Origin of the sequence: Methanolinea mesophila (assembly GCF_017873855.1) — an archaeon.
In the GTDB taxonomy this organism is placed as follows: domain Archaea; phylum Halobacteriota; class Methanomicrobia; order Methanomicrobiales; family Methanospirillaceae; genus Methanolinea_B; species Methanolinea_B mesophila.
The window spans coordinates 745,310-767,172 of sequence record NZ_JAGGKR010000001.1 but is presented as its reverse complement, the minus strand read 5'-3'; the positions used below and the strand labels follow the sequence as shown (position 1 = coordinate 767,172).

The following is a 21,863-nucleotide window of genomic DNA, read 5'->3' as shown; positions in this document are numbered from 1 at the left end:
CCCTCCCTTCAGGTGGTATCACGAAAAAAAAAGGGGTGGCCCCGCCGTCCTTCATAATTACGGGCTCTCCAGGACTTCCCAGTACAGGAGGACCACGTCGTCGTAATCGATCCTCCCGTTCCCGTTGAAGTCATAGGGCAGGATCCCTACGTCGGCCTGGTCCCGGATCCACTGCATGTTCTGGTAGAAGACGACCACGTCATCGTAGTCGAGCCTTCCGTTCCCGTTGATGTCCTCGAAGAAGTAGTCCGTGTCCGGGTCGAGCGGCGGGTTGGCGTATCCCGGGAAGGGCTTCACGTACCGGGTGACCGCGATGTAATCGGGCACGGTCAGTGCGTCGGAGGTATACGCGTTGGAGACGGTGAGGCTTACCGTATACAGGCCCGGCTGGAAGTAGCGGGTGACCGGGTTCTCATCGGACGAGGTGTTCCCGTCACCGAAGGTCCAGGCGAAGGAGGTAGGCAGCGGGCTTCCGGTCGATTCGTCGGTGAATGCGACGGTGAAAGGCCCGAGCGGCGAAACTGTCCCGGAGGTGGTGTTCGCCGAGAACCCGGCAGCGAGCTCGCTGAAGGTACTTACCTGCCCGTTCACGAGGTCCGGCGTCATCACTGCCCCGTCATCATCGTCCATGTGGACCTCGCTCAGCAGGATTTCGCTCGTGCCAGGGACCGTCCCCGCGATCGAAACGGTTGCCAGCACCTGGTTCGCGGCGCCGTCCTGGACTAGCCGGTCGACATCGACACAACTTATCCTCACCGAATCTCCGGGGAGCGTCCCGGTGTTACTCATGGATCCCCAGGCCGGATAACTCACCCCGACGATATCCGCGACGCTGGTGTTCCCCAGCGAGACGACCAGGTCGTACCCGGACAGGCCCTCAGGGAGGGTGTTGATGATTATCCGGTACTCTGCGACGCCGTCAACAGCGGTGCTGTTTGACGCCGGGACCACCGATATCGTCGGGCCCGTGGGTACTTCCGCCGCAATCGGGGACAGCACCACGGAGGCCACGTTCCTCACCGATTTCGACCCGGTGACGTTTGCGCCGACCAGCCGGAGCGGCCAGCTGGAGTCGGTCTCCGCTATCAGGGACCCGTTCAGGGTGTTGGCCATGAGGTAATTCGTAGTCCTGATGGTGTACCTGCTGTCGAAAGTCGCGGAGTACCCGGTGCTGTCAGATACCGTGATGTTGTAGCCCGCGAGCGCGAGCGTGTCGTTATAGGAGTTGCTCGAGTGCTGATCGGCATCGTCCACGAACCCGCACAGGAACCAGAGCGGCATCCCTTCCCAGATGCGACCGCTGCTGTCGGTGTATGTTGCGGAGTGGTTCGAACCGAACTGGCAGGCGAGGGCCTGTTCGAAGTAGTTCTTACTCACGGTGTAGTTGAGCCCTCCGACCCGGGTCCCGTCGAGCACGAGGGTCCAGTCGGCGGAAGGCTCCGAGTAGATGTTGATGGTGGTGATCAGCTTGGCCGAGAGCCCGGCACATGACGGGAACTGCGTCCCCTGGTCGTAATAATAGTGCCAGTAGGTAGAGGGGAGCGTCTCGTGCATGTCCCACTGCCCGTAGACGTGGTCGCCGCCGGGCGTGAAGAAGAGCCGCATCCCGTCCACGTATGCCGGTACGTAGTTACCGTCCGCATACCAGGCCAGTATGGCGTCTCCCTGGCGTTCCTGGACGGCGGGGTCGGTGTAGATCGACGAGTAGGGGAGCGTGGTCTCGTACCCGTCGCTCGCGATGAACTTGATATCGGTGCCGGAGCCCATTCCGCCGACCAGCTCGCAGAGATCCCGGACACGGCTGCCTTTCACGGCGTTCGCAATCTTGTACCCGCCGGGATACGTCTCCTCGGGATCCCAGATATTCGAGGTATTGCTGGTGATGGCCTCGAACCGGTAGACGGTCGTACCGTCTCCGACCACCGCGAGGTTCTGTTCCATCCATTCCCGGGTGACGGTGGTCTCGTTCACGACGGTGACCCCGTCGGCCGCATATTTGACGATATGGAGCGGGGGAGCCTCAACCGGGGTCTGGAAATCGGTGAGTTCGATCTCGGCGATGTTCCCTACGCTGTTCGACCCGGTCGCTCCCCCTCCGACCAGGCGAAGGGGCCACGGCGGGTGCGAGCCGTCCTGGGGCAGCGCAGTGCCGTTCAGGGTGTTCGCAACGATGAACCGGTCGTCCTTGCCGATCGCACCGCTGGTGAATTCCTTCGAATAACCGTCTCCGGCCTTGACAATCACCTTGTAGCCGGCCGCAGCGGCAAGGTCATTGAACCCGGACGCACCGGTGGGGATACGGTCGTCGACCCATCCCATGAGCATCCAAAGGGGGATCCCGTGGTACTCGGCCCCGTTCGGGTCAGTGTAGTCCACGCCATACTGGGCGATCCATGTTTCGAGCTCGGGCTGGTTGATGACGTCGCCGATCTTCCCCTTCAGGGTGAGGTTGTACTCTCCCGCAGGATAGGAAGGCAGTCCCTCCAACCGGATGGTCGCGATGTTCCCTACCCGCTGTCCGCCTGAGGTGGTCGCAGGTCCCACGATCTTCAGGGGTGCGGAGGTGCCGGTAAGAGCGGTGCCGTTGAGGGTATTCGCCACGATGAATCCGTTGTTGTGGCTGACGTCGGCGCTCGCGAAGGTACGGTTGTACCCGTCGCCGGCGATGACCCTGACGGTGTAGCCGTCCGTCGCCCTGGTGTCGTTGAATGTCCAGTGGTTCGTGGTCTCAATGTCGTCCACGCTCCCCACAAGGTCCCAGAGCGGGACACCGGTCCATACCGCTCCGGCAGCGTCGGTGTAGGTGACGTTATGGTGGCAGGCGATCGCCTGCTCGAAATACTCCTGGGTAATGACATCGGTGACGTCACCCTCCATGGAAAGCGTCCACCCTGCGGGCGGTTCGGGCAGCCCGACGAGCTCGATCTCGTTCATGCCGCCGACCTGCTGCCCGCCAAAGACCGCCGATCCCTTCAGCATGAGCGGCCAGCAGGGCTTCCCGGCATCGGTGGTCTCCGGCAGGGCGGTCCCGTTGAGGGTGTTTGCGACTATATATCCGTCGTTTCTCGCGATATCGGCGCTGGAAAGGCTGGTGTTGTAATCGGGCGCCTTGACCTTCACCGAGTAGCCTTCCGCGGCGAGGGCGTCGTTGAAGGTATAGTGGCTTCCGCCCTCGATGTCATCGACCATTCCCACCAGGGTCCAGAGCGGTATGCCGCCCCAGACGGCCCCGTTTGCATCCGTCCAGGTCACGCTGTGTCCCGACGGGAGGCACGCGAGCGCATCCTCGAAGTCTGCCCTGGTGATGGTCCGGGTGACCTTCCCCCGCATGGTGAGCGACCAGTCTCCGGGGGCGCTCTCGGCCCGGACCGTGATCTTCACCGCAGCGGTCGCGTTCGCCGGGGTGATCGGTTTGATCCCGTAGTAGTAATCGACCTGGTCCCCGTTCTGGAGTGTCTTCAGGTTCAGCCCGTCTGTTGCCGGGTAGGTGTAGTCGTCGAGGGTCACCCCGTTGACCTGGCAGATCCAGGTCTTCGTGACCGTTCCTGTCTTGTTATAGAGATAACTCCCCACGCCGTCGAGCATCAGGATGCCGGAATCGTAGTATTTCTTATCGGTCACCAGGTAGGTGAATCCCGAACCGAGCTGCGACGCAGCATTGAGTGCCCCGAGGGGAGTGGTGCTGTTCACCGTACAGGTGTTGGTAAGGTTTTGATATGGTACCACCGTGAACGTGCCGTCTGATGCCAGGGTCACGGTACCGTTGAAGAGGGTGTCGATGGACGGGCCTGAACCCGAGGTGATGTAATCCGGCTCGGTTGCCGTGTCCGATCCTCCGTCGTTCGTTGCGGTCAGGGAGACAGTGTACGTGCCGGCAGCGGTGTAGGTGTGCACGGGGTCCTGCTCGTCGGATGTACCGGAGTCACCGAAGTCCCAGGCCCAGGAGGTCGGATTCCCGGTCGACTGGTCCGCGAACTGCACGGCGAACGGAATGGTCCCCGAAGTGACGTTTGCCGTGAAGGCTGCCACAGGGGGTTCCACCTGCTCCACGATACCGGTCACGATGAACTCGCTATAGTTCGGGGGGTCCATGCTGTTCGTCCAGGAGATCCCCTGGCCCTGGTTCGCGAGGTAGGTCCACCCATAGCCGTTGAACGTCGCCATAGTGTCCATGTTGCTGAAGGTGTACTCCACCTTCGCGGCGCCGTTATCCACCAGAGGGAGGATTCCCGCGGGCCACGCTTTCCCCGGGTTCATGTTCCCTACCCCGAGATCGATGAACATCAGGTAGAACTCGTTCGATTCGTCGTGGATGTCCTCGCCCACGTATAACGGGAGCGAGGGGGTATACAGGTCTCCCGGGCCCGGTTTCCAGGACTGGGGCCCGTACTGGAAGTCTTCTTTATGGAAAGTGAGGTCGATACCCCCCGCATTGTACGAGGGATCGGTGGGGAGGGCGTTCACCACGGTGGGAAGCGTCCAGGTGTACCCGCTCGACCGGAGATTGACGCTGAAGTCATCGGCAATCGGTCCTTTTACCGCGAGGCACAGGATGAGGTCGTCATCGTAGCCTCTTCCTCCCGTATTGGTGAGGTAGAATGCCCCCGAGCCCTGCGAGGTGTTCGTCCGGCTTTTCGCGACTGCGGTCTCGTTGGTGTGCGAGAGTCCCAGCTCGTTGAGCCCCCCGCCATCGGCCTTGATGTAATAGGTATCCGCCGGTCCGCTGTAGAGCGCTCCGTCGAGGTCGTACTTCACCCCGTCGGGATTCGCCACATTGATGAAAATATGCCGCGGGGCCACGAGCGGGACGAGGCCGTCTTCGGTGGTAGCCTTTATCAGCCAGGTCTTCGTCTCGGTGTCGCTTCCCCCTGCGTTCGTCACGGTCAAGGTAACCGTGTAGGTCCCGACATCCGTGAATATATGGGTGGGGTTCTGTTCTTCCGAGGTAGCCGAGTCACCGAAATTCCAGGACCAGGTGTCGGGCGAACCGGTCGAAGTATCGGTAAACTGCACGGAGAGCGGTGCGATGCCCGAGGTCTGATCCGCGTTGAAATCCGCTGTCGGGGCAGGGACTGCCACATTTGCGGTGATATAGTCGGTCTTTGTTTCGTCGTCGTTCCCCGCCGAGTTGCTGGCCGTAAGGGTTACCGTATAGTTCCCGGCCGCAGCGTAGGTATGAACGGGGTTCTGCTCGTCAGAGGTCTCCGAATCGCCGAAATTCCATGCCCACGAGGTGGGATCGCCGGTGGATTCGTCAGTGAAGAGCACGATTAGAGGCGCATCCCCGCTGGTCTGGTTCGCGGAAAATTCCGCGACGGGCGGGACGATAACGGTGAATGTGCCGGGAGTTACGGTGGGGAACATGTTCGACCCCTCGTCATCGCTCATCTGGTTGATGGTGACGATCACGCCGGTGGTCCCCTCGGCGTCCCCCCGGAGGGTGATGGTCCCAAGGGGAATGTCGGTCGCACCGGGTCCGATGTTCCCGTAATCCCCCGAGCCCATATCGACGGTCTTGATCCAGGCGCTGTCCGCCGGGAGCGTTGCGTTGTCGTGCTGGGATACCCAGGCCGGGTAACTCACGCTCATTATTTCGCCAACATCGGGATCGGCGAGGGAAACAGTGATGTTGAACCCTGCGAGACCGTTCGGGGCCTCGTCGAGGAGGAAGTTCATGGTGGCGGTACCCCCGATGCCGTCTGCATGCACGTCCTCAGCGGTGAGGGCGAATGCCGCGGCCGGGCCGATCAGCGCAAAGAGTGCGAGCGCGATCAGTAATCCGGAAATTTTTCTCGAAAGCATGGTCAGATCTCCTTAAATAACCGCACAATATCGTTAAAATCGATAATGCCGTTGTGATTGAAGTCGAAGAGCACGATCGGTTCGTTCGCCTGGACCCATTCCATCTGTTTGAAGAACAGGACCACGTCGTTAAAGTCCGAAAATCCGTTCCCGTTCATGTCCTCGTATATCCCGTCCCCGTCGGGGTCGGTGGGAAGGTTCGTCTTCCCCGGGAACGCAACCGGTCCCTGCAATACCTCGATGTACTCGACCCTGGTCGTGGGATCGCTCCCCTGGGCATTGGTGACCGTCAGGGTGACGGTGTAATTGCCCGCGGACGGGTAGGTATGGCCCGGGTTTTGCAGTCCGGAAGTGTTTCCGTCACCGAAGCCCCACTGCCAGGACGTTATTCCCGTTCCGGTCGACTCGTCCGAGAAGGACACGGTAAGGGGAGAATAGCCCGAGGTCGTATTGGCGGAGAACGAAGCGACCGGGAAGTCCGAGAATATCAGGACCTGGTTGATGTTCTGCACCGAGAGGCCGGTGGTGCTAGGAAGTCCGGGCTGGTAGAAGTACCAGAACTCCTCGGGGTACGATTCGTGCATGTCCCAGAGGCCGAAGACGTTCACATGCCAGGGGTTGGTCGTCGTATCGGAGAACATCACATTCCGCATACCGGCGTTGTAGTTGCCGTTCACGTAGCCTTCGCCGGCTTTGTACCAGGTGAGTACGATCTTCCCGGCACGGGCCGTTGGCGTATACACGCTGGAATAGGCAAAAGCTTTCTTAAAACCGTCAGGTGCCTTAAGGGTGACATTATAGTCCCCGGGCGACATCCCCCCGGCGAGGTTGCAGAGGTCCTTGACGTCGGTGCCTTTCACGGCGCCCATATCCTTGGTCAGGATTACGGGATCGTTCTCCGACGGGTTCCACTTGTCCGCGATGGTATCGTTCATCACAGGGCCCTGGTGATAGTAATGGGTGTACCCGTCCCCGTAGACCGGGAGATTGGTCTGCATCCATTGGAAGTCAACGGTCGTCTGATTGAGGACCGTCATTCCGTCGCTCGCATACTTCAGGATGGTGACGTTCGTGGTACCTGCGGCTGCCATAGGTGGCACCGCCACCAGGAATGCCGCAAAAATACAGAGAATAGCTATAACGCACTCATTTTCGATTAATTTCATACACACCCCCCGCGCGACACAGGAGAATTTTACACAGGGGTATCTGCTCGCCCAACTAAAAATATTCTTATTTATTTTTCAAATATGTTAACTTAATTAACTTAAGTTTATGAGGCCGCCTTACACCGGGTCAGGACAGAAAATACTTCCTTTGTTGTTTTTTTTCAAATTCTCTGTCTAAATTCACTTAATCGATCCATGGTGGATTATGGAAGACGTACAAAAATAAATGACAACGTTCTAATAAATCAACCTATAATATCTGACTATTGAAATTTGATAAGGGAATTACATGAAAATGCGCTTGATTTTTCTGGGGATTCTCATGGGTATAGGACTATTGTGCACCCCCTGCGTTCTTGCAGACCGCCCGGTGAATGCAACGCCCGAAACCCAGGACTTTTCGTCGTTTACCGCCATCGATTGCCTCGGTACGGTCACCGAGACCGACGGGGTGATCTGGACCGTCGATTCGCCCACGAGGCCGAAAGACTATGTGATCGTCTCGTTTGCCATCACCGATCTCCCGTCATCACTCTCATCGGCGATACGCCGGGTCTCCGACGGCCAGATCGTCGCGTCGGCGCCCGGACCGGAGGAGATCGAAACAACGCTTCCACCCGGGACCTACGAGTTCGGGTATACGAACGGCTTCATCTTCTTCCCCCTGGGCACAGGGATCCTCGAACCGCTCGCGGAAGGGACCCAGTATAATGCCCGTTACGCGAACGATTCCTTCTCCCTGGCCACTACTCCGTTGGATCCCGAGGAGATCCATGCGGTGAGCTCCTACCGCGAAGAGACGGTCGCAGTCGCCGGGAAGACCAGCTACACCAAGTCGATGGTCATATCAACGGCGAACAGGGTTCCCGGCGTAAACAACCTGAAGGCGGAGAAGGTTGTGGAGTTCATCGGGACGGAAACGGGCAGGATGACCTCGTCGGAGAGCATTCTCGTCGACCTCTCAGGAAACTGGTCGAGAGCCCCGGGAAGCGTGATCTGTCCGTTCGCGGGAGACAGCACCGAATTCATTCCGGTCTTCTGCAATATCGCCACCGCCGGGAGCACCCTCGACATGACGAGGGTATCTCTTGCGACCTCGGCGGACACGGGATTCATCGCGGCGGATGCCGGAGTGCCGGTCGGGCTGGGATACGAGATCACAGCCAGGGGAGTTACGTCGGCAGGCCAGCTCACCCCGGCATCCGGGTCCATTGCGGCATACCTCGACGTCCATGCGCAGGAAGCGATGGGGAACAGCGTGCAAAAGGCAGAAGACCTTGCCTACACGGAAAAGACGACAGCCGACGGGCTGATCACCATGTTCCACAAGAAAATGCAGTACGAGTCGGGCATCGCGTAGGGGCGGCCTCTTTTTTTTTATATTGATATGCCTGGATGTCGCAGGCCGGAACATGTTTTCCATTTGAAATTAAGCGATTTCTGCCCAGGGTAGAGTTATGCCAGGAATATCGCGCTGGGGGCTGCCGCAGTGGCGGGGGCGAAGTTCTCAGGAACGTCACGTAGTAAGGAGGTCAACAAAGCCGAATTTTCTTAAGCTTCGAGAAGGCCGTGGTCCCCCCTCAACCCTGGTACACATTCTCCCCGATGAATCCATTCCGGACGAGATCCTAACCCCTCAGGGACCGAATGGGAACCGGATCCCGTCAGGATTCCCGTTCTCGAACGGGATCCCGATAAAGGGAATTATCATACCCGGGCGCTCCCCGATCTCTGTCCGTTCAGCGACGGAACCGGGTGGAAACAGGATCACATTCCCCTCCCGCACTTCCGCTACCCTGATAAAATCTACCGTTATCCCTTCATCCTCAACAGTGACCACCGCGTAGCCTGCGGTATTCTCGAGGCTCTTGACATGTCCCGCGGGCTTTTCGGCTGAAAGCGGGTAGAAGGGGGCTCCCCCGGTCCCCACGGTGAAATACTGGACCCCCCCGTTCCAGTAATGTTCATAGGCATGGACGTGGGCGGAAAATACCGCGGTGACTCCCGCCCGGGTGAAGAGGGTCCCGAATGATTCCCGGAGGTCTTGCCGGCCCCCGTAATGGTTTGTTTCGGAAGAATAGAGCGGGTGGTGAAGGGCGACGAAGATCGGTCCGGTGGTCGTCGCGAGCTCGTGTCGAAGCCATTCCGCCTGGGCGGTCTCTTCGGCGGCATCCATGACGTTACTGTCGAGCACGATTAATCTCGCATCACCGCAGGAGAAGGAGTACCCGTCCGGCATACCGAAGATCCGGTGATACGCGGCAAGGTTGCCCTCGTGGTTCCCCGCCACCGGGAAGAACGAAGTGTTTCCCATGAACTCCCCTGACAGGGAGAAGAACTCCCCCCAGTCGGAGGCGTTTCCGGGATCATAGACCAGGTCTCCGGTATGGACAACAAACATGATATCGTTCTCACGGGCGATGGCGTCGGCAACGCTCTTCCTGAGGAGTTCCTGGTCTTTCCACCCTTCCTGTCCCCGGGTGTCACCGTACACGATGAACCGTACGGGTCCGTGTTCAGGAAATGTCCGGAGCGTGAACCAGCCCGGATACCCGGACAGCCGATAGACATACATGGTTCCGGGGGCGAGAGACCGGAGGGTCACCCGGTGCACCTGGCAGGCAGCGTTCTCCGTAACGGTGATGTTCGGGCCTTCCGGGGATCCACCGGTGAACGGGAGATACTCCACGCCCCCAACCACAGAGTCATGGGTTTTCCACTGGATAGTCGCCGACCACGGCGATGTATTCGTAATCAAGGGTCCCCATTCGGTCCCTGCCGGGTCATCCGGCAAATCCCCGGCCGATGGAGTTGGCAGGGCAAGGATCACCAGTCCTATGGCGAGGAGCACGATCAATGGTGCGTTCCGCTTCCTGCCGGGTATCGCGGGGGTCCGACCGACAACCCGGCTCATGAACGGATCACCGGTGCCCCCCTCCTTGCGCACCCGATCTCACTCCAGCGTTACGGAACACCTGATCAACTCCCCCGGCCTGACTGTGACATCGCTCGCCTTGCTCCTGTCCCCGAGGCGAAGCGTCACCTCGTGGACCCCTATGGGGATATACCGGAGCGTGGCCGGAGTCTTCTCCCCGGTGGCAAACCCGTCGAGGAAGATATCAGCGCCCTCGGTACCGCCCCGGACTTCCAGGTCGCCCCAGGGGTATCGTTCGAGGGTAAACCGCACGGGGGACTTCACCACCGGGTCCCGGCTCACCGGGACGTCGATGACCGATTCTCCCGGGATGTAACCCGCCAGGGATACGGTGACCCGGTGGAGCCCCTCGGATACGTTCTCCACCCGGCAGGGGGTTGTGCGTTCCGTCCTGACCCCGTCGATGAACACCTCCCCCCCTGCGGGCGACGACTCGACCTCCAGCGTATGGAGCCCGGTCGCCCCGGCAGCCGGAATAGTGACCAGCGGGGTGCCCGAGTAGGCCGGAGGAGGAGTACAGGAGAGATACGCGCCATCTTTCAGGGCGGTGATGAAAGACCCCGGCCCTCCCATCTCCACCTCGGTCGGTGCCTTCCTTACCGGGTAATGTCCGTCGACGGTGAACGATACCGCACTTCCGTCCCCGGTGACGATGCGGGTGGAGATAAGCTCCTGCACCCCGATGAGGTCCAGGCGGAGCGGCATCACCGCGCCCGGGTAGACCCAGGTGCGGACGGACCTGGCCGTGCCGGGCCGGCCCCCGCCCGCACTGAGATCCGCTCGAACCAGGTGGCTCCCTGCTTTAAGCCCGTAGACCACGCAGGGGAGGCTCTGGGTGACAGGCTTATTGTCGATCTTCAGGCTGATGTCCGATGGAAGTGATTCGAGGTAAAGCCCGCCATACGGGGTGATCCTCCCTTCCTCCCCGGGTGTGGCGGGCGCTGCTCCCGGATCCGTACTGTTCCCGGTACCGGCAGGCAGGACGGGCTGACCGACAACTTGCCCGGTCCCGCTATCCGGTGTATATTCAACGGGGACCTCTGCGGGGTTCTCGTCCGATCCGCCCCCGCCCGGTTGGGATCCCTCACCGGGCCCCGTGGAAGTCCCGGATGAATTCTCATAGGAGATCGGGGGAGCCCCGCTCACGGCGAAGATAAAGGAAAATATTGCATCGATAATCCTTTCCAGTGCAGAGGCCGGGGGCGGGGCCACCAGGGGAGCCCCGGTTGAGGGGGTTTCGGCCGGCGATGCACCGGAACCGGTGGGTGGAGCGGTTGCCAATGTCGTGACGACAATCTCCGCGGGTGCGTCAGCAATAGTATCAGGTAGTTCACCGGCCGGAGTGCCCGTCGTAACCACGTCCGTTCCCCGGGCGTCCATGACCCGGCCTGCGATGATAACAATCCTGTTCTCTGTAAAGAGGCCTCCTTCGGGCGATCCCAGGGTTTTTACCACCCCGCTGACCCGCGTCCCAGGGGTGAGTGCGGGGATGCTGAGCTCTCCAATCCACATCTCCCCATGCGGCACGGAAAAAGATCCCGTGAGAATATTCTCGTTTATCTGAACCTGGAACCCTGGTATGTCGTTCTCCCGTTGCCTGCCTGTTGTCACCAGGATAAGGCTCAACGTTCCCGGAAGTCCCGCGGCCCCCGGAGAGAACTCGAAACGGGTCTCGCTCTCCGCACTCTCCATCCCGGAAGACGCCTGCGTCGCATCAGCGCCCTCGAACATCCAGTACCGTGTCGACGATCCGGAAACCCGGTCCACGCCCGAAACAAGGACCCCGCCCCGTACCGCACATGTCGCCCCCGGTTCTCCCTTCATTCGGAGGGTAATTGTTGAGCCCTCCCTGACGGGTATACCGGCAAGATCCCAGCATTCGGTGGCGACAAGACCCGCAGCCCCGCCAGGAGACGTATCCGTAGCGATCTCACCGGAGGGTACGACGGCCCCGTCGATGGCGAGCTCCATCTCGGGGGAGGTGCGTGCCGGGTTCCGGGGGTTCGAATAATCGGCCGAAAAGATACAGAGGCAGACCGGGGTGAAGTTTCCGGGCAGGGCATAGTCCGGCACCGGGTTCCGGCTTTCTCCGGATCGCATGACCTCCCCGAGCCCGGTAAGCGGGATTACCGCCAGGTCGCCCGGAACTGACCCCTCCCTCCGGAGCGGGAGCGTCCCGGATCCCCCCGATCCGTCGGACAGTGAAGAATCCCCGCCGTCTCCGGTCGTGTACCCCGAATCTGCGCTTTTCTCCAGAGTGAAGGATACTTCCGCGGTCTCTCCGTGGACCACCTCGACCTCCTGTTCTCCCGGGGTGTCGTACCCCGCCAGCACCACTCCCACCATGTACGGGCCGGGATAGAGATCGGATATCGTGCAGGGGGTGGTAAGACCCGTTTCCATGGAATCGAGGGTCACGGCCGCTCCCTCCGGCTCCGAGGTCACGCGGACGGAGCCCGCGGGCTCCTCCTGGCTGGCGATGGAGAGCTCGCTCACCGAGCGGACGGAAAGGCCGGTGGTGGTGGGATAGCGCTGGGTACCGTCGTAATAGTAGTACCAGTACTGCTCGTCAGCACTCTCGTGCCAGTCCCATACCCCCATCGCGTGGATCCCCCACGGATTGGAGGAGGAATCGGCGAGGAAGAGGAGCCGCATCCCGTCCTGGTACAAAGGGACGTACCCCTGCGCAGCCTGGTACCAGGCGATAACTACCGGCCCCTGCCGGGATGACGGGGCGTAGATATTTTCATAGGCGAACTCCCGGGAGAAGCCGTCGTTCGCCTTCACCGTGAGCACATCCCCCTCTGCCATACCCCCCACCAGGTCGCAGAGGTCCCGCACGTCGGTCCCTTTCACGGCGCCCATGTCCTTCTCCTGGACGTTGGTGTCCTCGGCAGGGTTCCAGCGGTCGTCCTGGTTCTCCACGAAGACCGGGCCCTGGAGGTAATAGTGAGTGGTCCCGTCGCCCCTGACGGGGAGGTTCTGTTCCATCCACTGCCAGGTGACCCTGGTCTCTCTCAGGATGGTGTACCCGTCCGAGGCCAGTTTCACGATATGGAGTTCGGTGGAGGTGCCTGCCGCCGGGAGGATCGCGGCCAGGCATACGACGGAGGCAAGCAGAAAGACTACCGCGAGGTGCCGCCCCCTTTTTCCGCTATCCCGACCGCGACGGTGATGCGGGGACATTTCCCTCACCGCTCCTTCCTCCCGGTATCGGAGACCCTGACGATGTGCACGTCGTCAGGGGAGAATGCAACGGTCACCGGGGACCCGATCACCAGTCCGGGGGGGTCCTCGAGGGGGACCAGCGCCTGCAGGTCTACGGGACCCGTTATCCCCACCTTTGTCGAGCTGTCTCCGGGGATGAGCGAAGATATCGTACCCCGGACACGGATCTCATCTTCCCCCGGAAGTCCGGAGGGGGAGATCAGTTTGATCCTGGCGGCACGGATGCAGGCCAGGGCACGGTCACCCGGACGTACGTTCCCTTCTCCCCGGATGGTCAGATCCCCGGCCATGACCGCGATCCCGTCTCCCGCTCCCACGACCACGCCCGGTATCATGTTCTCGTAGCCGGCGATGGTCGCGCTCGCCGGGTGGGAAGGGGATTCGAACACCTCTTTCCTGGTCCCGGTCTGGACGATCCTGCCCTGGTCCATGACCGCCACCCGGTCGGCGAGCGCGTAGGCCTCGTCCCTGGAGTGGCTTACCTGGAGGATTGTCAGGCCGCTCTCCCGGTGGAGCGAGCGCAATTCCTTCATGCACCGGTCCCGGGAACCCGCGTCCAGCGCTGCGAAGGGTTCGTCGAGAAGGAGGACCGAAGGCCCGGGAGCGAGAGCGCGGGCGAGGGCGACCCGCTGCTGTTCCCCCCCGGAGAGGGTGCCCGGGAGCCGGTCCCGGAGCGGGAGGATGCCGAAACGGGCAAGGAGCTCCTCTGTCCTCTCCTTTCTTGCCGCCAGCGGCACTCCCGTCATCTTCATCCCGAACCCGACATTCTCTTCCACCGTGTAGTGGGGAAACAGGGAATAGTCCTGGTACACGAACCCTATCCGGCGTGCTTCCGGGGGGAGCCGGGTGACTTCACCGGGCCCGACCCGGACGGCCCCCCTGTCCGGGGCGTGCAGCCCGGCGATCGTCTCGAGCAGCACGGTCTTCCCGGCACCCGAGGGCCCCATGAGGAAGAAATACTCGCCGGGATTCACCGAAAGGTCAACGTCGCGGACCGCGAACCGGCCGAAGGTCACCGAGATACCCTCAAGCCCTATCATCGTACCTCCCTTTCCGGGCGGTCAGCAGCCGGAAGACCAGGAAGATCAGCCCGCTGAGGACGATCATGATGAACGCGATCCCCGTGCTCTCGGCGAGTCCGCCGGTCGTGAATCGGTAGAATATGAGGGTGGAGATGACCAGAGGGAAATATGCGATCATGATCACGGCGGCGAATTCCCCGATGGCCCGGCCCCAGGCAAGCAGGCACCCGTAGAGGATCGGCCTGGTGCAGAGCGGGAGGGAGACGTACCGGAAGACCCGGAGACGCGAGGCGCCGAGAGTCCGGGCCACGTTCTCCAGGTGCACGGGGATCTGGTCGAACCCCGAACGCACGGCGTTGACGTAGTAAGGGATCGCGACGAAGGTCATCGCCGCCACGATCCCCGGGTACGCGTCCTCGAAAAAGATCCCGATGTCCGCGAAAGGCGCACCCAGGGGCCCCCTGGCCATGAATAACAGGTAGATCATCAGCCCTGCGACGGTGTGGGGGAGGATCAGGGGCAGGTCGACCAGGCTTTCGAGGAACCCCTTCCACCGGGTCTCCGTGCGGGCGAGCGCGTACGCAAGGGGCGTGCCGAGGATGAAAAGGATGAAGACCGCATTCGCCCCTGCCGCGAAGGTGAGCAGGAGGGAGTGTATCACCTCGCTGTCGGTTACCGCGGCCGACAGGCCTTCCGGGTTGGAAAGCGCGGGAATGGCGATCGTGGCCAGGGCAAGCACGATCAGCCCGATCATCAGGGCGCCGGGGAGCCAGAAAGCCAGGAGCGAGGTGTCAATGCCCGACCGTTTTTTTCCTGCCGGAGGCCCGGCGTTACCACTCATGCGTTCCCGGCCTCCCGGAGGGGTGCCGGCCATCCGGGTCTTCCGAGCTCCGCCTGCCGGCTCACGTAATCGATGAACTCCCGGGCAAGCCCGGGATGTCCGGCGCCCGAAGGGATGGTGAGCGCATAGACGATGGGTAGCCCGGTCCTTTCCCTCCCGATACTGCTGAAGCGCTGGAAGCCGAGGACCACGTTCGCACGACGGTAATTCTCCGCGTATTCATCTCTGCCGAGGTTGACGGGGGCCGGGAGTAGAATATAGTCGAGCCCCATCCCTTCCGCAACGCTCCGGTATTCGATGGCGTAATCGATCCCTCCCGTTTCCAGGAGAGAGAGAAGATAGATACTCCCGTCCCGTATCACCACCTTTCCATCGGACGGCTTCATGATCTCCGGGAGGGTCACCGTCGAGACCGTGCCTGAACGGCTGACATCGAGGGGCGGGTCGAAATGGCTCCCGATCACCCTGTCGAAGATCCTGGGGTCCCCGTATTCCTCCCCGGCGAGGAGGAAGACCATGAGCGCCCGGTACCCCGCGGCATCGAGCATCGGGTTCGAGAACCCCACCCGCACATCGGGCCGGGAGAGGACCTCCACCCAGTTTCCGGGACCGATCTCGTCGGAATAAAGACTTTTCCGGGTGTAAACGATCACCATCTCGTTCGTGGCGAACGGCTGGTACCAGTCCGTGAAGTTTCTCCCGGTCTTTTCGTCCTCCCGGTACATGAGGTCGGGGATCAGGGACTCATCCGCCACCGCGACCACATCTGCGTTCCTGTGGAGGTCGGTGACCTGGCGGATCACCTGGATACTCCCGTGCCCTTCGACCTCCACGTCGACCCCCGCGTGTGAGGCCTCGAATTCTTTTTCCGCCTCTGCGAAAGGGGAGAGAAGACTCCCGGCGGCTATCACCTTGAGCGTGGTCTTCTCCTGTGCGGGCTGGGTGCACCCGGAGCACAGGACCAGTGCGGTAAGGACGATGGCAAGGATGACCGCGTTGACCTGAAAAGAGTTCACTCTCTTTTTATCTCGATCCGGTCCACCCATTTCACCCATGCACTCCCTTCGGTAACGACGCCGGGCTGTTCCGAGATAATCGCGATTCGGGCGGGTCCTCCGTCATCGTATCCGACCGGTCTCCCGTCCTGCTCGTACATCAGGATGATGCGAAGGGGCGGCGACGGGATCTCCCGGAGGGACGCGTTGAACGTCACGAACCCGTTCCCTTCCGCCTGGTCCGTATCGAAGACCCACATGTAGCCGTCGGGTGCCGAGACCCATATCCGGTCGCCAGGGGCAAGCCCCCCCACTTCGGCCGCGAGGTCCCGGAGGTCCACCCCCGTGCAGACATAGGGGCCGAACCGCACCCCGGTCGTGGATACGGCATAGCCGTGACCGGTGACTGCGGGGAAACTGTGGAGATCCTCCATGGTCAGCACTTTCGTGCCGGTCCCGTTGAGGGTGAGCCGCCAGTCCTTTGCGGCGTCATCCTCCGCGTTTGCGGGTCCTGTCGTGCATCCCGCGAGCATGATTGAGATGATGACGATCAGGGCCGCGAAAAGTGCGCACCACCCGGTTCCTTTCGTCATCTCCCGCACCTCCGGAAGAGGAGTGCCCCGGCCATGACGGTCAGGGCGGCGAACGGGAGGGCTGCCCCGCTCGCGGCCGAGGCGGGCGTTGAGGGAAAAGTCTCGTCCATCTTCGATTCCAGCGACTTGGGAAGGAGATCTGCCGATCCGTGATATCCTCCCTGGTAGACCCGGACCTCGTCCACCCACTTCACGGTGTATCCGCTGGTGGAGGGGTAGAGTTCGTCGAAAAGATGGATGGTATCCGGAGGCATGACCGCTCTCATGTCCTGGTTCCCGAAGACGTGTTTTCCCGCGCTGTTCGTGGAATTATCCGCGAAAAAGACGAGTCTCATACCTACGTTATACGAGGAGGGATACCCGGTTCCCTGTCGTTCGCCCGCGGAAGATTCATCCCCGTTGTACCAGCACACGGTGATGTTCCCCTGCCGGGAAGAGGGGTCGTAGACATTTTCCCTGGGGAATTCCACGTGGTACCCGTCCACGGCTTTCACCATCACCTCGTCGCCGGGTGCCATGCCCCCCACGAGATCGCAGAGATCCCTGACTGCCGTGCCTTTCACGGCACCCATGTCCTTGAAGTTCGCGGTCTCACCCGGGTCCCACTGTGCCTCCTTGTCATCCACGAAGACCGGCCCCTGGTGGTAGTAATGGGTCACCCCGTCACCCTGGACCGGGAGGTATTGTTCCATCCACGCGATGGAGACGCGGGTCTCGTTCTGCACCGTTATCCCGTCGGGTCCGTACTGCACGATACGGAGGCCGGTGGTCGGCTCCCCTGCGACGGATGCCGTAAAGACGACCGTGCAGAGCAGTGAGGCGAGGAACAGGGTTAAAAAGACCCGGAAACTCGCGCCCCGGACCGTTCTCCCGGGACTCATTGTCCCCGCCTCCGGGCAACCAGTACGGACGAGAGGCCGATCCCGGTGAGCACCGCCGCCGGTCCGAGCGGTGCCGGAGTGGGACCGGCGACCGTCCCCGGATCGTCCCCTTCCATGATGGTGATAGTGGAGACCTCCTGCACGGAGAGGCCCGTCGTCGTGGGATAGCGTTCACTCCCTTGCACGTAGTAGTAATAGTACTCCGGGTCGGCCGATTCGTGCCAGTCCTGGTTCCCGAACGCGTGGATGCCCCAGGGGTTCACCGAGGTGTCCGCAAAGAAGACCAGCCTCATCCCGGTGCGGTAGTCCGGCACGTAGCCCTCGTCCGCCCGGTACCAGGTGATCACCAGCGGACCCTGGCGGGGAGAAGGGTCGTATACGTTCCGGAAGGCGAATGTCTTTGAAAAACCGTCGGCCGCCGAGACTTTCACGGTGTCGCCCGGTGCCATCCCCCCGACAAGGTCGCAGAGGCGGGAGAGGTTTGTCCCTTTCAGGGCGCCCATGTCCTTTTCCTGCACGTTGCGATCCTCCGCGGGGTTCCACCGCTCCCCGGTCCCGTCGACGAAGACCGGGCCCTGGTGGTAATAATGGGTCGTCCCGTCGCCGAGGACCGGGAGGTTCTTCTCCATCCAGGTATAGTCGACGGTCTTTTCGGCGATAACGGCCCCTGAAGCGTCCTCCCTGATTATATGGACGGAGGTGGTGGCTCCCGATACCGCGGAGACCAGCACGAGCGCGAAAAGAAGGGCTGCCAGGAAAGAGGGAACCGGTGCAGAGAAGGGCGCCTTTCCCACCCGGGCCGGGCTCACCCGGTTTTCGAAAAGCCCCCGGTTCCCTAAGACGATACGGCTGCGGTTCATGGTTGCTCCGATTACCGGCAAAGTGAAGAGATCTGCCCCGGTGGCCGGAAATACCTTACTATTTCGTTTTTATTTGTTGAATATGTTTAATTAATACGATTAACTTCTCTTCATCTAACCGGGAAACGCCGATATGCGGGGGGCCGGTTTTCCAGAAACGGGATTGTAATCCCTGGAGTTTCACAAAAGTTACGGATTCTGCCCCTGCCCGCGTCCGACAAGGAGATCGATCTCATCAGCGATGCCTGAAAATTCCTCCGCGGAACCTTTTCCCCGTGCGAATCCAACTTCCCTGCACCTCGCGAGGATCCGGGCCGCCGGCGGGAGCGAAGGACTGTCCGCGGTGCGGAGAAGGTTGAGTGCCTCCGTGTCGGTAATCTCGTCTCCCTTACCGAAACGGAGTGATACGTAATGCCGCAGTGCGTATCCGGCTTTCCGGTACGCCCCGGGGAGATCCCCTTCCGGGACCAGCTTCCGGGCATCGGCGATCATCTCTTTTACCGTAACGGAAGGATCCGGCTTTTCAGGGGGGACGATGGGGTCCTGCTCTTGTGTGTGTGCAGTTCCGGACCCTCTTCTCCGGTGGTATGCGAGGAGAACGGCCAGGACCGCAAGAAGCCCGATCAACGCAATCAGTGAGGGGATATCGATGATCCCGGAATCCGTCTGGAGGTCCACCGACTGCACCACGCCATTTCTCGAAACCGCCGTCAGGACCGCACGTTCCCCGTTCTTCCCCGAGTATTCGCTGCTCAGGGTGAGCTCGTTTCCGGCGATGATGATCCGGCTTCCCGCAGGGGTGAACCCCTGTTCCGCAAGCTGAGTCATTTGGTCGCGATACTGCGTATCGCTCGTGAATTCAGAAGGGGCGGGGAGGGATGAGGACGAACTCGCCTCGAGAGAGGTGATCACCCCCCGCGTTATGGTCCCCTGGAGGAGGACTGCGCCTGTCGGACTGGTAAACCGGAGTGTAAATTCCCCGTCGGTGTCCGAGCCGGGATTGATGGACGGTTCCCGGGGGGAATACCCCCCCGAGACCAGGGTCTCGTTGAGCGCGACATACGCCGGGTCCTGGACGAGGCGCGTCTGAAGGGCTTCTTTCTGCCGTGCCGTCTCCTCCTGCGACGCCTGCAGGTCACGTTGCAGGGATTCCATGTCCTGGGTTGCCTGAGCGCCGACCGGGTCCGTTCCTCCGGCCTGGTTCGTGGGGCCTGATATCGCCGGGCTCGTGGGGTCTGCCACCCCGGGAACCGCTTCCACACCGGGGCCGGTTGCCGGCGGTGAAGCGCCCTGGTCCGTGACGACGAACCGGACCGTGATCTCGTCCAGGGAAAGGGTCCTCGTCATCCCTGCGGTATAATCGAAGTTCAGCCTGACCAGACGGACCAATGGCGTATCTGATGTACCCGCAGGGAAACCGATGGTGGTCTCCCCCGCTTGGAACGCATAGGAACGGGATTCGGTCCACGGGCCGATCTCCCTCCCGTCCGCCACTTCGGTGAACACGGCCCTGATAACCCCCGTGACCTCCCCGCCGGCGTTGTTCTCCACGTGGAGGGGAATTTTCGCCTCCACGCCCGCCGGGAATGTGTACTCCCGGTTATCGGTCCATAGCCGGACCGGGTCGGCAGCGACGGAGACCGACATGACCAGCAGGCCGAGGACCATCACTATCGCGAGTCTCATGGGAGTATCCTCCCCCTGCCGTACCTGAGCCAGAACTCTCCCAGGATGAGCGCGACGGAAGCCAGGATAAAAACGGAGCCGATGCCGGTTTCTTCGGGTTCGCTCACGATCTCCCCAGAAAGGTTCCGGTAAATTCCCGAGAGCGTGGTCTCGTCGACCGAGGTGAAGTACCTGCCCCCGGTCTCTTCCGCGATTGTCCGGAGCGTTCCTTCGTCGAGGTCCGCGTACTCGGGGTTTCCGAACGCGTCCGTGCCCAGGGAGACCGGGCCGTCAGAACCGAGCCCAATCGTATAGACCTGGATTCCACGTTCTTTCGCGAAAGAGGCGGCGGTAAGAGGTTTCACCACTCCCGCATTGCTCACCCCGTCAGAGAGGAGTATCACCACCTGCTTCGCACTAGGGATGGAACCCACCATCTCCACCGCGAGGGTCAGCCCGTCGCCGAGGGCGGTCTGCCCGGTCTTCGGCCCGATCGACTCGAGCCGCTGGATCACGTGTGTCTTATCGGGAGAGAGGTATGCCGCGGTCGATGCTCCGGACTCGAACACCACTACTCCCACCCTGTCTTCCCCCGGGAGCTCGCCGATGAGGGTCGCCGCCGCGGATTTCGCCGCTTCGAGCCGTGTCGGTGTGTAATCGGTCGCCTGCATGCTCCCGGAATCATCGATGACCAGGACCACGTTGGTCCCCGCCCGTTCGGTCCCCAGGGGCAGGTGGGGGCCTGCGAGCGCGATGAACAGGCATCCCAGGGCAAGGAGCGGGACGATCGACAGGAGCAGGACCCGTCTCCTCCCGCGTTCGTCCGAGCCCGCCGACTTCAGCGCAGAGAGGTTCGAGAACTCTATGGCGGCCATCTTTCTGCGGGAGACCGAACGTCTCCAGAAGAGCCAGAGCACCGGCAGCAGGAGGAGGCCGAGGAGCCAGAATGGTGAATAGAATCCCGCCAAGGCCCTCACCCCCGGAAAAACCTGCGAAGCCCGGGCTCCCACCCGTCTCCGGTCCTGACCCTGGCGAGGGGGATTCCGAATGTGCCGAGCGCGCGTACGAGCGATTCTTCACGTTCCCGGAAAGATTCGCGGTAGCGGGCCATCGCCAAAGTGTCCGAAGTGTCGATGACTAACTGCTCGCCGGTCTCGGTGTCCTCGAGCGTGAGGTATCCGACGTCGGGAATCTCCTCCTCCCTCGGGTCCGAGATCCTTATCGCAAAGACCTGGTGTCTTTTTTTCATCACGGCGAGTTCCCTCCGGCAGGGTGGCAGGAGGAAGTCCGAGATGAGGATTACCGAGGACTGTCTCGCGAGCGAATGCGCGAGGTGGCGGAGCGCGGGGGCGATATCGCTCCTCCCGGAAACAGGCGTGTGCTCGAAGAGGGTGTTTAAGACCTCGAGGACGTGACGTCTGCCCTTTCCGGGGGGGACGTACTTCTCCACCCCGTCGGAGAAGAGCATGAGCCCGACCGCGTCGTGGTGGCGGAGCGCGGAGACCGCGAGGCTGCCGGCGATCTCCCGTGCCGTATCGACTTTGCTCGCGAGGGAACCAAAGCCGGTGGAACCGGAGATGTCCACGACGAGACACAGCGTCAGGTCGCGTTCCTCGGTGAGCAGCCGGGTGAACGGCTGGTCGAGACGGGCGGTGACCTTCCAGTCGATGGCCCTGAGGTCGTCGCCCGGGACGTACTCCCTGAGATCCGAGAACTCGATCCCGTGGCCCTTGAAGGTCGAACGATGTACTCCTGCCGCGAGCCCGGACGACCGCAGATCCATGGGTATCATGGCGCGCTCGAGTCTCCGGAACCTCCTGCTCCTTTTGGAACTCCGGTCTCCGGGTGAGGTCGCGTCCTGCATCGGTCCTC

General features: G+C 61.7%; 14 protein-coding genes. 1 reads left to right on the top strand and 13 read right to left on the bottom strand.

The genetic code is table 11. The features are described from left to right. Nucleotides 1–57: 57 nt before the first annotated feature. Nucleotides 58–5,802, bottom strand: a complete 5,745-nt coding sequence (locus J2741_RS12890) for a PKD domain-containing protein (protein ID WP_245249380.1) — start codon at nucleotides 5,800–5,802, stop codon at nucleotides 58–60. Nucleotides 5,803–5,804: 2 nt separating this feature from the next. After that, the gene (locus J2741_RS03515; protein WP_245249377.1) at nucleotides 5,805–6,968 is read right to left on the bottom strand and encodes a PKD domain-containing protein; all 1,164 of its coding nucleotides are present in this window, start codon (nucleotides 6,966–6,968) and stop codon (nucleotides 5,805–5,807) included. A 325-nt stretch (nucleotides 6,969–7,293) separates the two neighbouring features. On the opposite strand from J2741_RS03515, the gene J2741_RS03510 reads away from it, so the two are divergent. Continuing rightward, nucleotides 7,294–8,331 (top strand): hypothetical protein, encoded by a 1,038-nt coding sequence (locus tag J2741_RS03510; RefSeq protein WP_209673653.1) that lies wholly within the window; start codon nucleotides 7,294–7,296, stop codon nucleotides 8,329–8,331. A 276-nt stretch (nucleotides 8,332–8,607) separates the two neighbouring features. Here J2741_RS03510 and J2741_RS03505 read toward each other — a convergent pair whose 3' ends face one another. The 11 genes from J2741_RS03505 to J2741_RS03455 form a co-directional block, all read right to left on the bottom strand. Continuing rightward, a complete protein-coding gene (locus J2741_RS03505) occupies nucleotides 8,608–9,885 on the bottom strand; it encodes a purple acid phosphatase family protein (RefSeq protein ID WP_209673652.1) in 1,278 nt (425 codons plus the stop codon). A gap of 39 nt (nucleotides 9,886–9,924) precedes the next feature. Further along, the gene (locus J2741_RS03500) at nucleotides 9,925–13,092 is read right to left on the bottom strand and encodes a PEGA domain-containing protein (protein WP_209673651.1); all 3,168 of its coding nucleotides are present in this window, start codon (nucleotides 13,090–13,092) and stop codon (nucleotides 9,925–9,927) included. Between the two features lie 5 nt (nucleotides 13,093–13,097). Beyond that, nucleotides 13,098–14,174 carry an ABC transporter ATP-binding protein gene (locus J2741_RS03495; RefSeq protein ID WP_209673650.1) on the bottom strand — a complete coding sequence of 359 codons (1,077 nt, stop codon included), beginning with the start codon at nucleotides 14,172–14,174 and terminating at the stop codon, nucleotides 13,098–13,100. Next, nucleotides 14,161–14,997, bottom strand: a complete 837-nt coding sequence (locus J2741_RS03490; protein ID WP_209673649.1) for an ABC transporter permease — start codon at nucleotides 14,995–14,997, stop codon at nucleotides 14,161–14,163. Before J2741_RS03490 ends, J2741_RS03495 begins: the two co-directional genes overlap by 14 nt. After that, nucleotides 14,994–16,013, bottom strand: a complete 1,020-nt coding sequence (gene wtpA, locus J2741_RS03485; protein WP_342452218.1) for a tungstate ABC transporter substrate-binding protein WtpA — start codon at nucleotides 16,011–16,013, stop codon at nucleotides 14,994–14,996. The genes J2741_RS03490 and wtpA overlap by 4 nt, the downstream gene beginning before the upstream one ends. After that, entirely contained in the window at nucleotides 16,010–16,585 is a 576-nt protein-coding gene (locus J2741_RS03480) for a molybdopterin-dependent oxidoreductase (RefSeq protein WP_209673648.1), read from the bottom strand. Before J2741_RS03480 ends, wtpA begins: the two co-directional genes overlap by 4 nt. After that, complete coding sequence (locus J2741_RS03475) at nucleotides 16,582–17,466, bottom strand: argininosuccinate synthase (RefSeq protein ID WP_209673647.1); 885 nt, start codon at nucleotides 17,464–17,466, stop codon at nucleotides 16,582–16,584. Before J2741_RS03475 ends, J2741_RS03480 begins: the two co-directional genes overlap by 4 nt. Then, on the bottom strand, nucleotides 17,463–18,326 hold the full coding sequence (locus tag J2741_RS03470; RefSeq protein ID WP_209673646.1) for an argininosuccinate synthase: 864 nt from the start codon (nucleotides 18,324–18,326) through the stop codon (nucleotides 17,463–17,465). Before J2741_RS03470 ends, J2741_RS03475 begins: the two co-directional genes overlap by 4 nt. A 189-nt stretch (nucleotides 18,327–18,515) precedes the next feature. Next, on the bottom strand, nucleotides 18,516–20,012 hold the full coding sequence (locus J2741_RS03465; RefSeq protein ID WP_209673645.1) for a hypothetical protein: 1,497 nt from the start codon (nucleotides 20,010–20,012) through the stop codon (nucleotides 18,516–18,518). Beyond that, the gene (locus tag J2741_RS03460) at nucleotides 20,009–20,968 is read right to left on the bottom strand and encodes a vWA domain-containing protein (protein WP_342452217.1); all 960 of its coding nucleotides are present in this window, start codon (nucleotides 20,966–20,968) and stop codon (nucleotides 20,009–20,011) included. Before J2741_RS03460 ends, J2741_RS03465 begins: the two co-directional genes overlap by 4 nt. Continuing rightward, nucleotides 20,965–21,855, bottom strand: a complete 891-nt coding sequence (locus J2741_RS03455; protein WP_209673643.1) for a DUF58 domain-containing protein — start codon at nucleotides 21,853–21,855, stop codon at nucleotides 20,965–20,967. The genes J2741_RS03460 and J2741_RS03455 overlap by 4 nt, the downstream gene beginning before the upstream one ends. Nucleotides 21,856–21,863: the final 8 nt, after the last annotated feature.

Bases quoted from the DNA above. Each gene is read 5' to 3' on its own strand.
- J2741_RS03505 (WP_209673652.1), bottom strand. From the start codon at position 9,885: ATGAGCCGGGTTGTCGGTCGGACCCCCGCGATACCCGGCAGGAAGCGG.
- J2741_RS03515 (WP_245249377.1), bottom strand. From the start codon at position 6,968: ATGAAATTAATCGAAAATGAGTGCGTTATAGCTATTCTCTGTATTTTT.
- J2741_RS03475 (WP_209673647.1), bottom strand. From the start codon at position 17,466: ATGAGTCCCGGGAGAACGGTCCGGGGCGCGAGTTTCCGGGTCTTTTTA.
- J2741_RS03495 (WP_209673650.1), bottom strand. From the start codon at position 14,174: ATGATAGGGCTTGAGGGTATCTCGGTGACCTTCGGCCGGTTCGCGGTC.
- J2741_RS03510 (WP_209673653.1), top strand. From the start codon at position 7,294: ATGGGTATAGGACTATTGTGCACCCCCTGCGTTCTTGCAGACCGCCCG.
- J2741_RS03500 (WP_209673651.1), bottom strand. From the start codon at position 13,092: ATGTCCCCGCATCACCGTCGCGGTCGGGATAGCGGAAAAAGGGGGCGG.
- J2741_RS03455 (WP_209673643.1), bottom strand. From the start codon at position 21,855: ATGCAGGACGCGACCTCACCCGGAGACCGGAGTTCCAAAAGGAGCAGG.
- J2741_RS03480 (WP_209673648.1), bottom strand. From the start codon at position 16,585: ATGACGAAAGGAACCGGGTGGTGCGCACTTTTCGCGGCCCTGATCGTC.
- J2741_RS03470 (WP_209673646.1), bottom strand. From the start codon at position 18,326: ATGAACCGCAGCCGTATCGTCTTAGGGAACCGGGGGCTTTTCGAAAAC.
- J2741_RS03490 (WP_209673649.1), bottom strand. From the start codon at position 14,997: ATGAGTGGTAACGCCGGGCCTCCGGCAGGAAAAAAACGGTCGGGCATT.
- J2741_RS03465 (WP_209673645.1), bottom strand. From the start codon at position 20,012: ATGAGACTCGCGATAGTGATGGTCCTCGGCCTGCTGGTCATGTCGGTC.
- J2741_RS12890 (WP_245249380.1), bottom strand. From the start codon at position 5,802: ATGCTTTCGAGAAAAATTTCCGGATTACTGATCGCGCTCGCACTCTTT.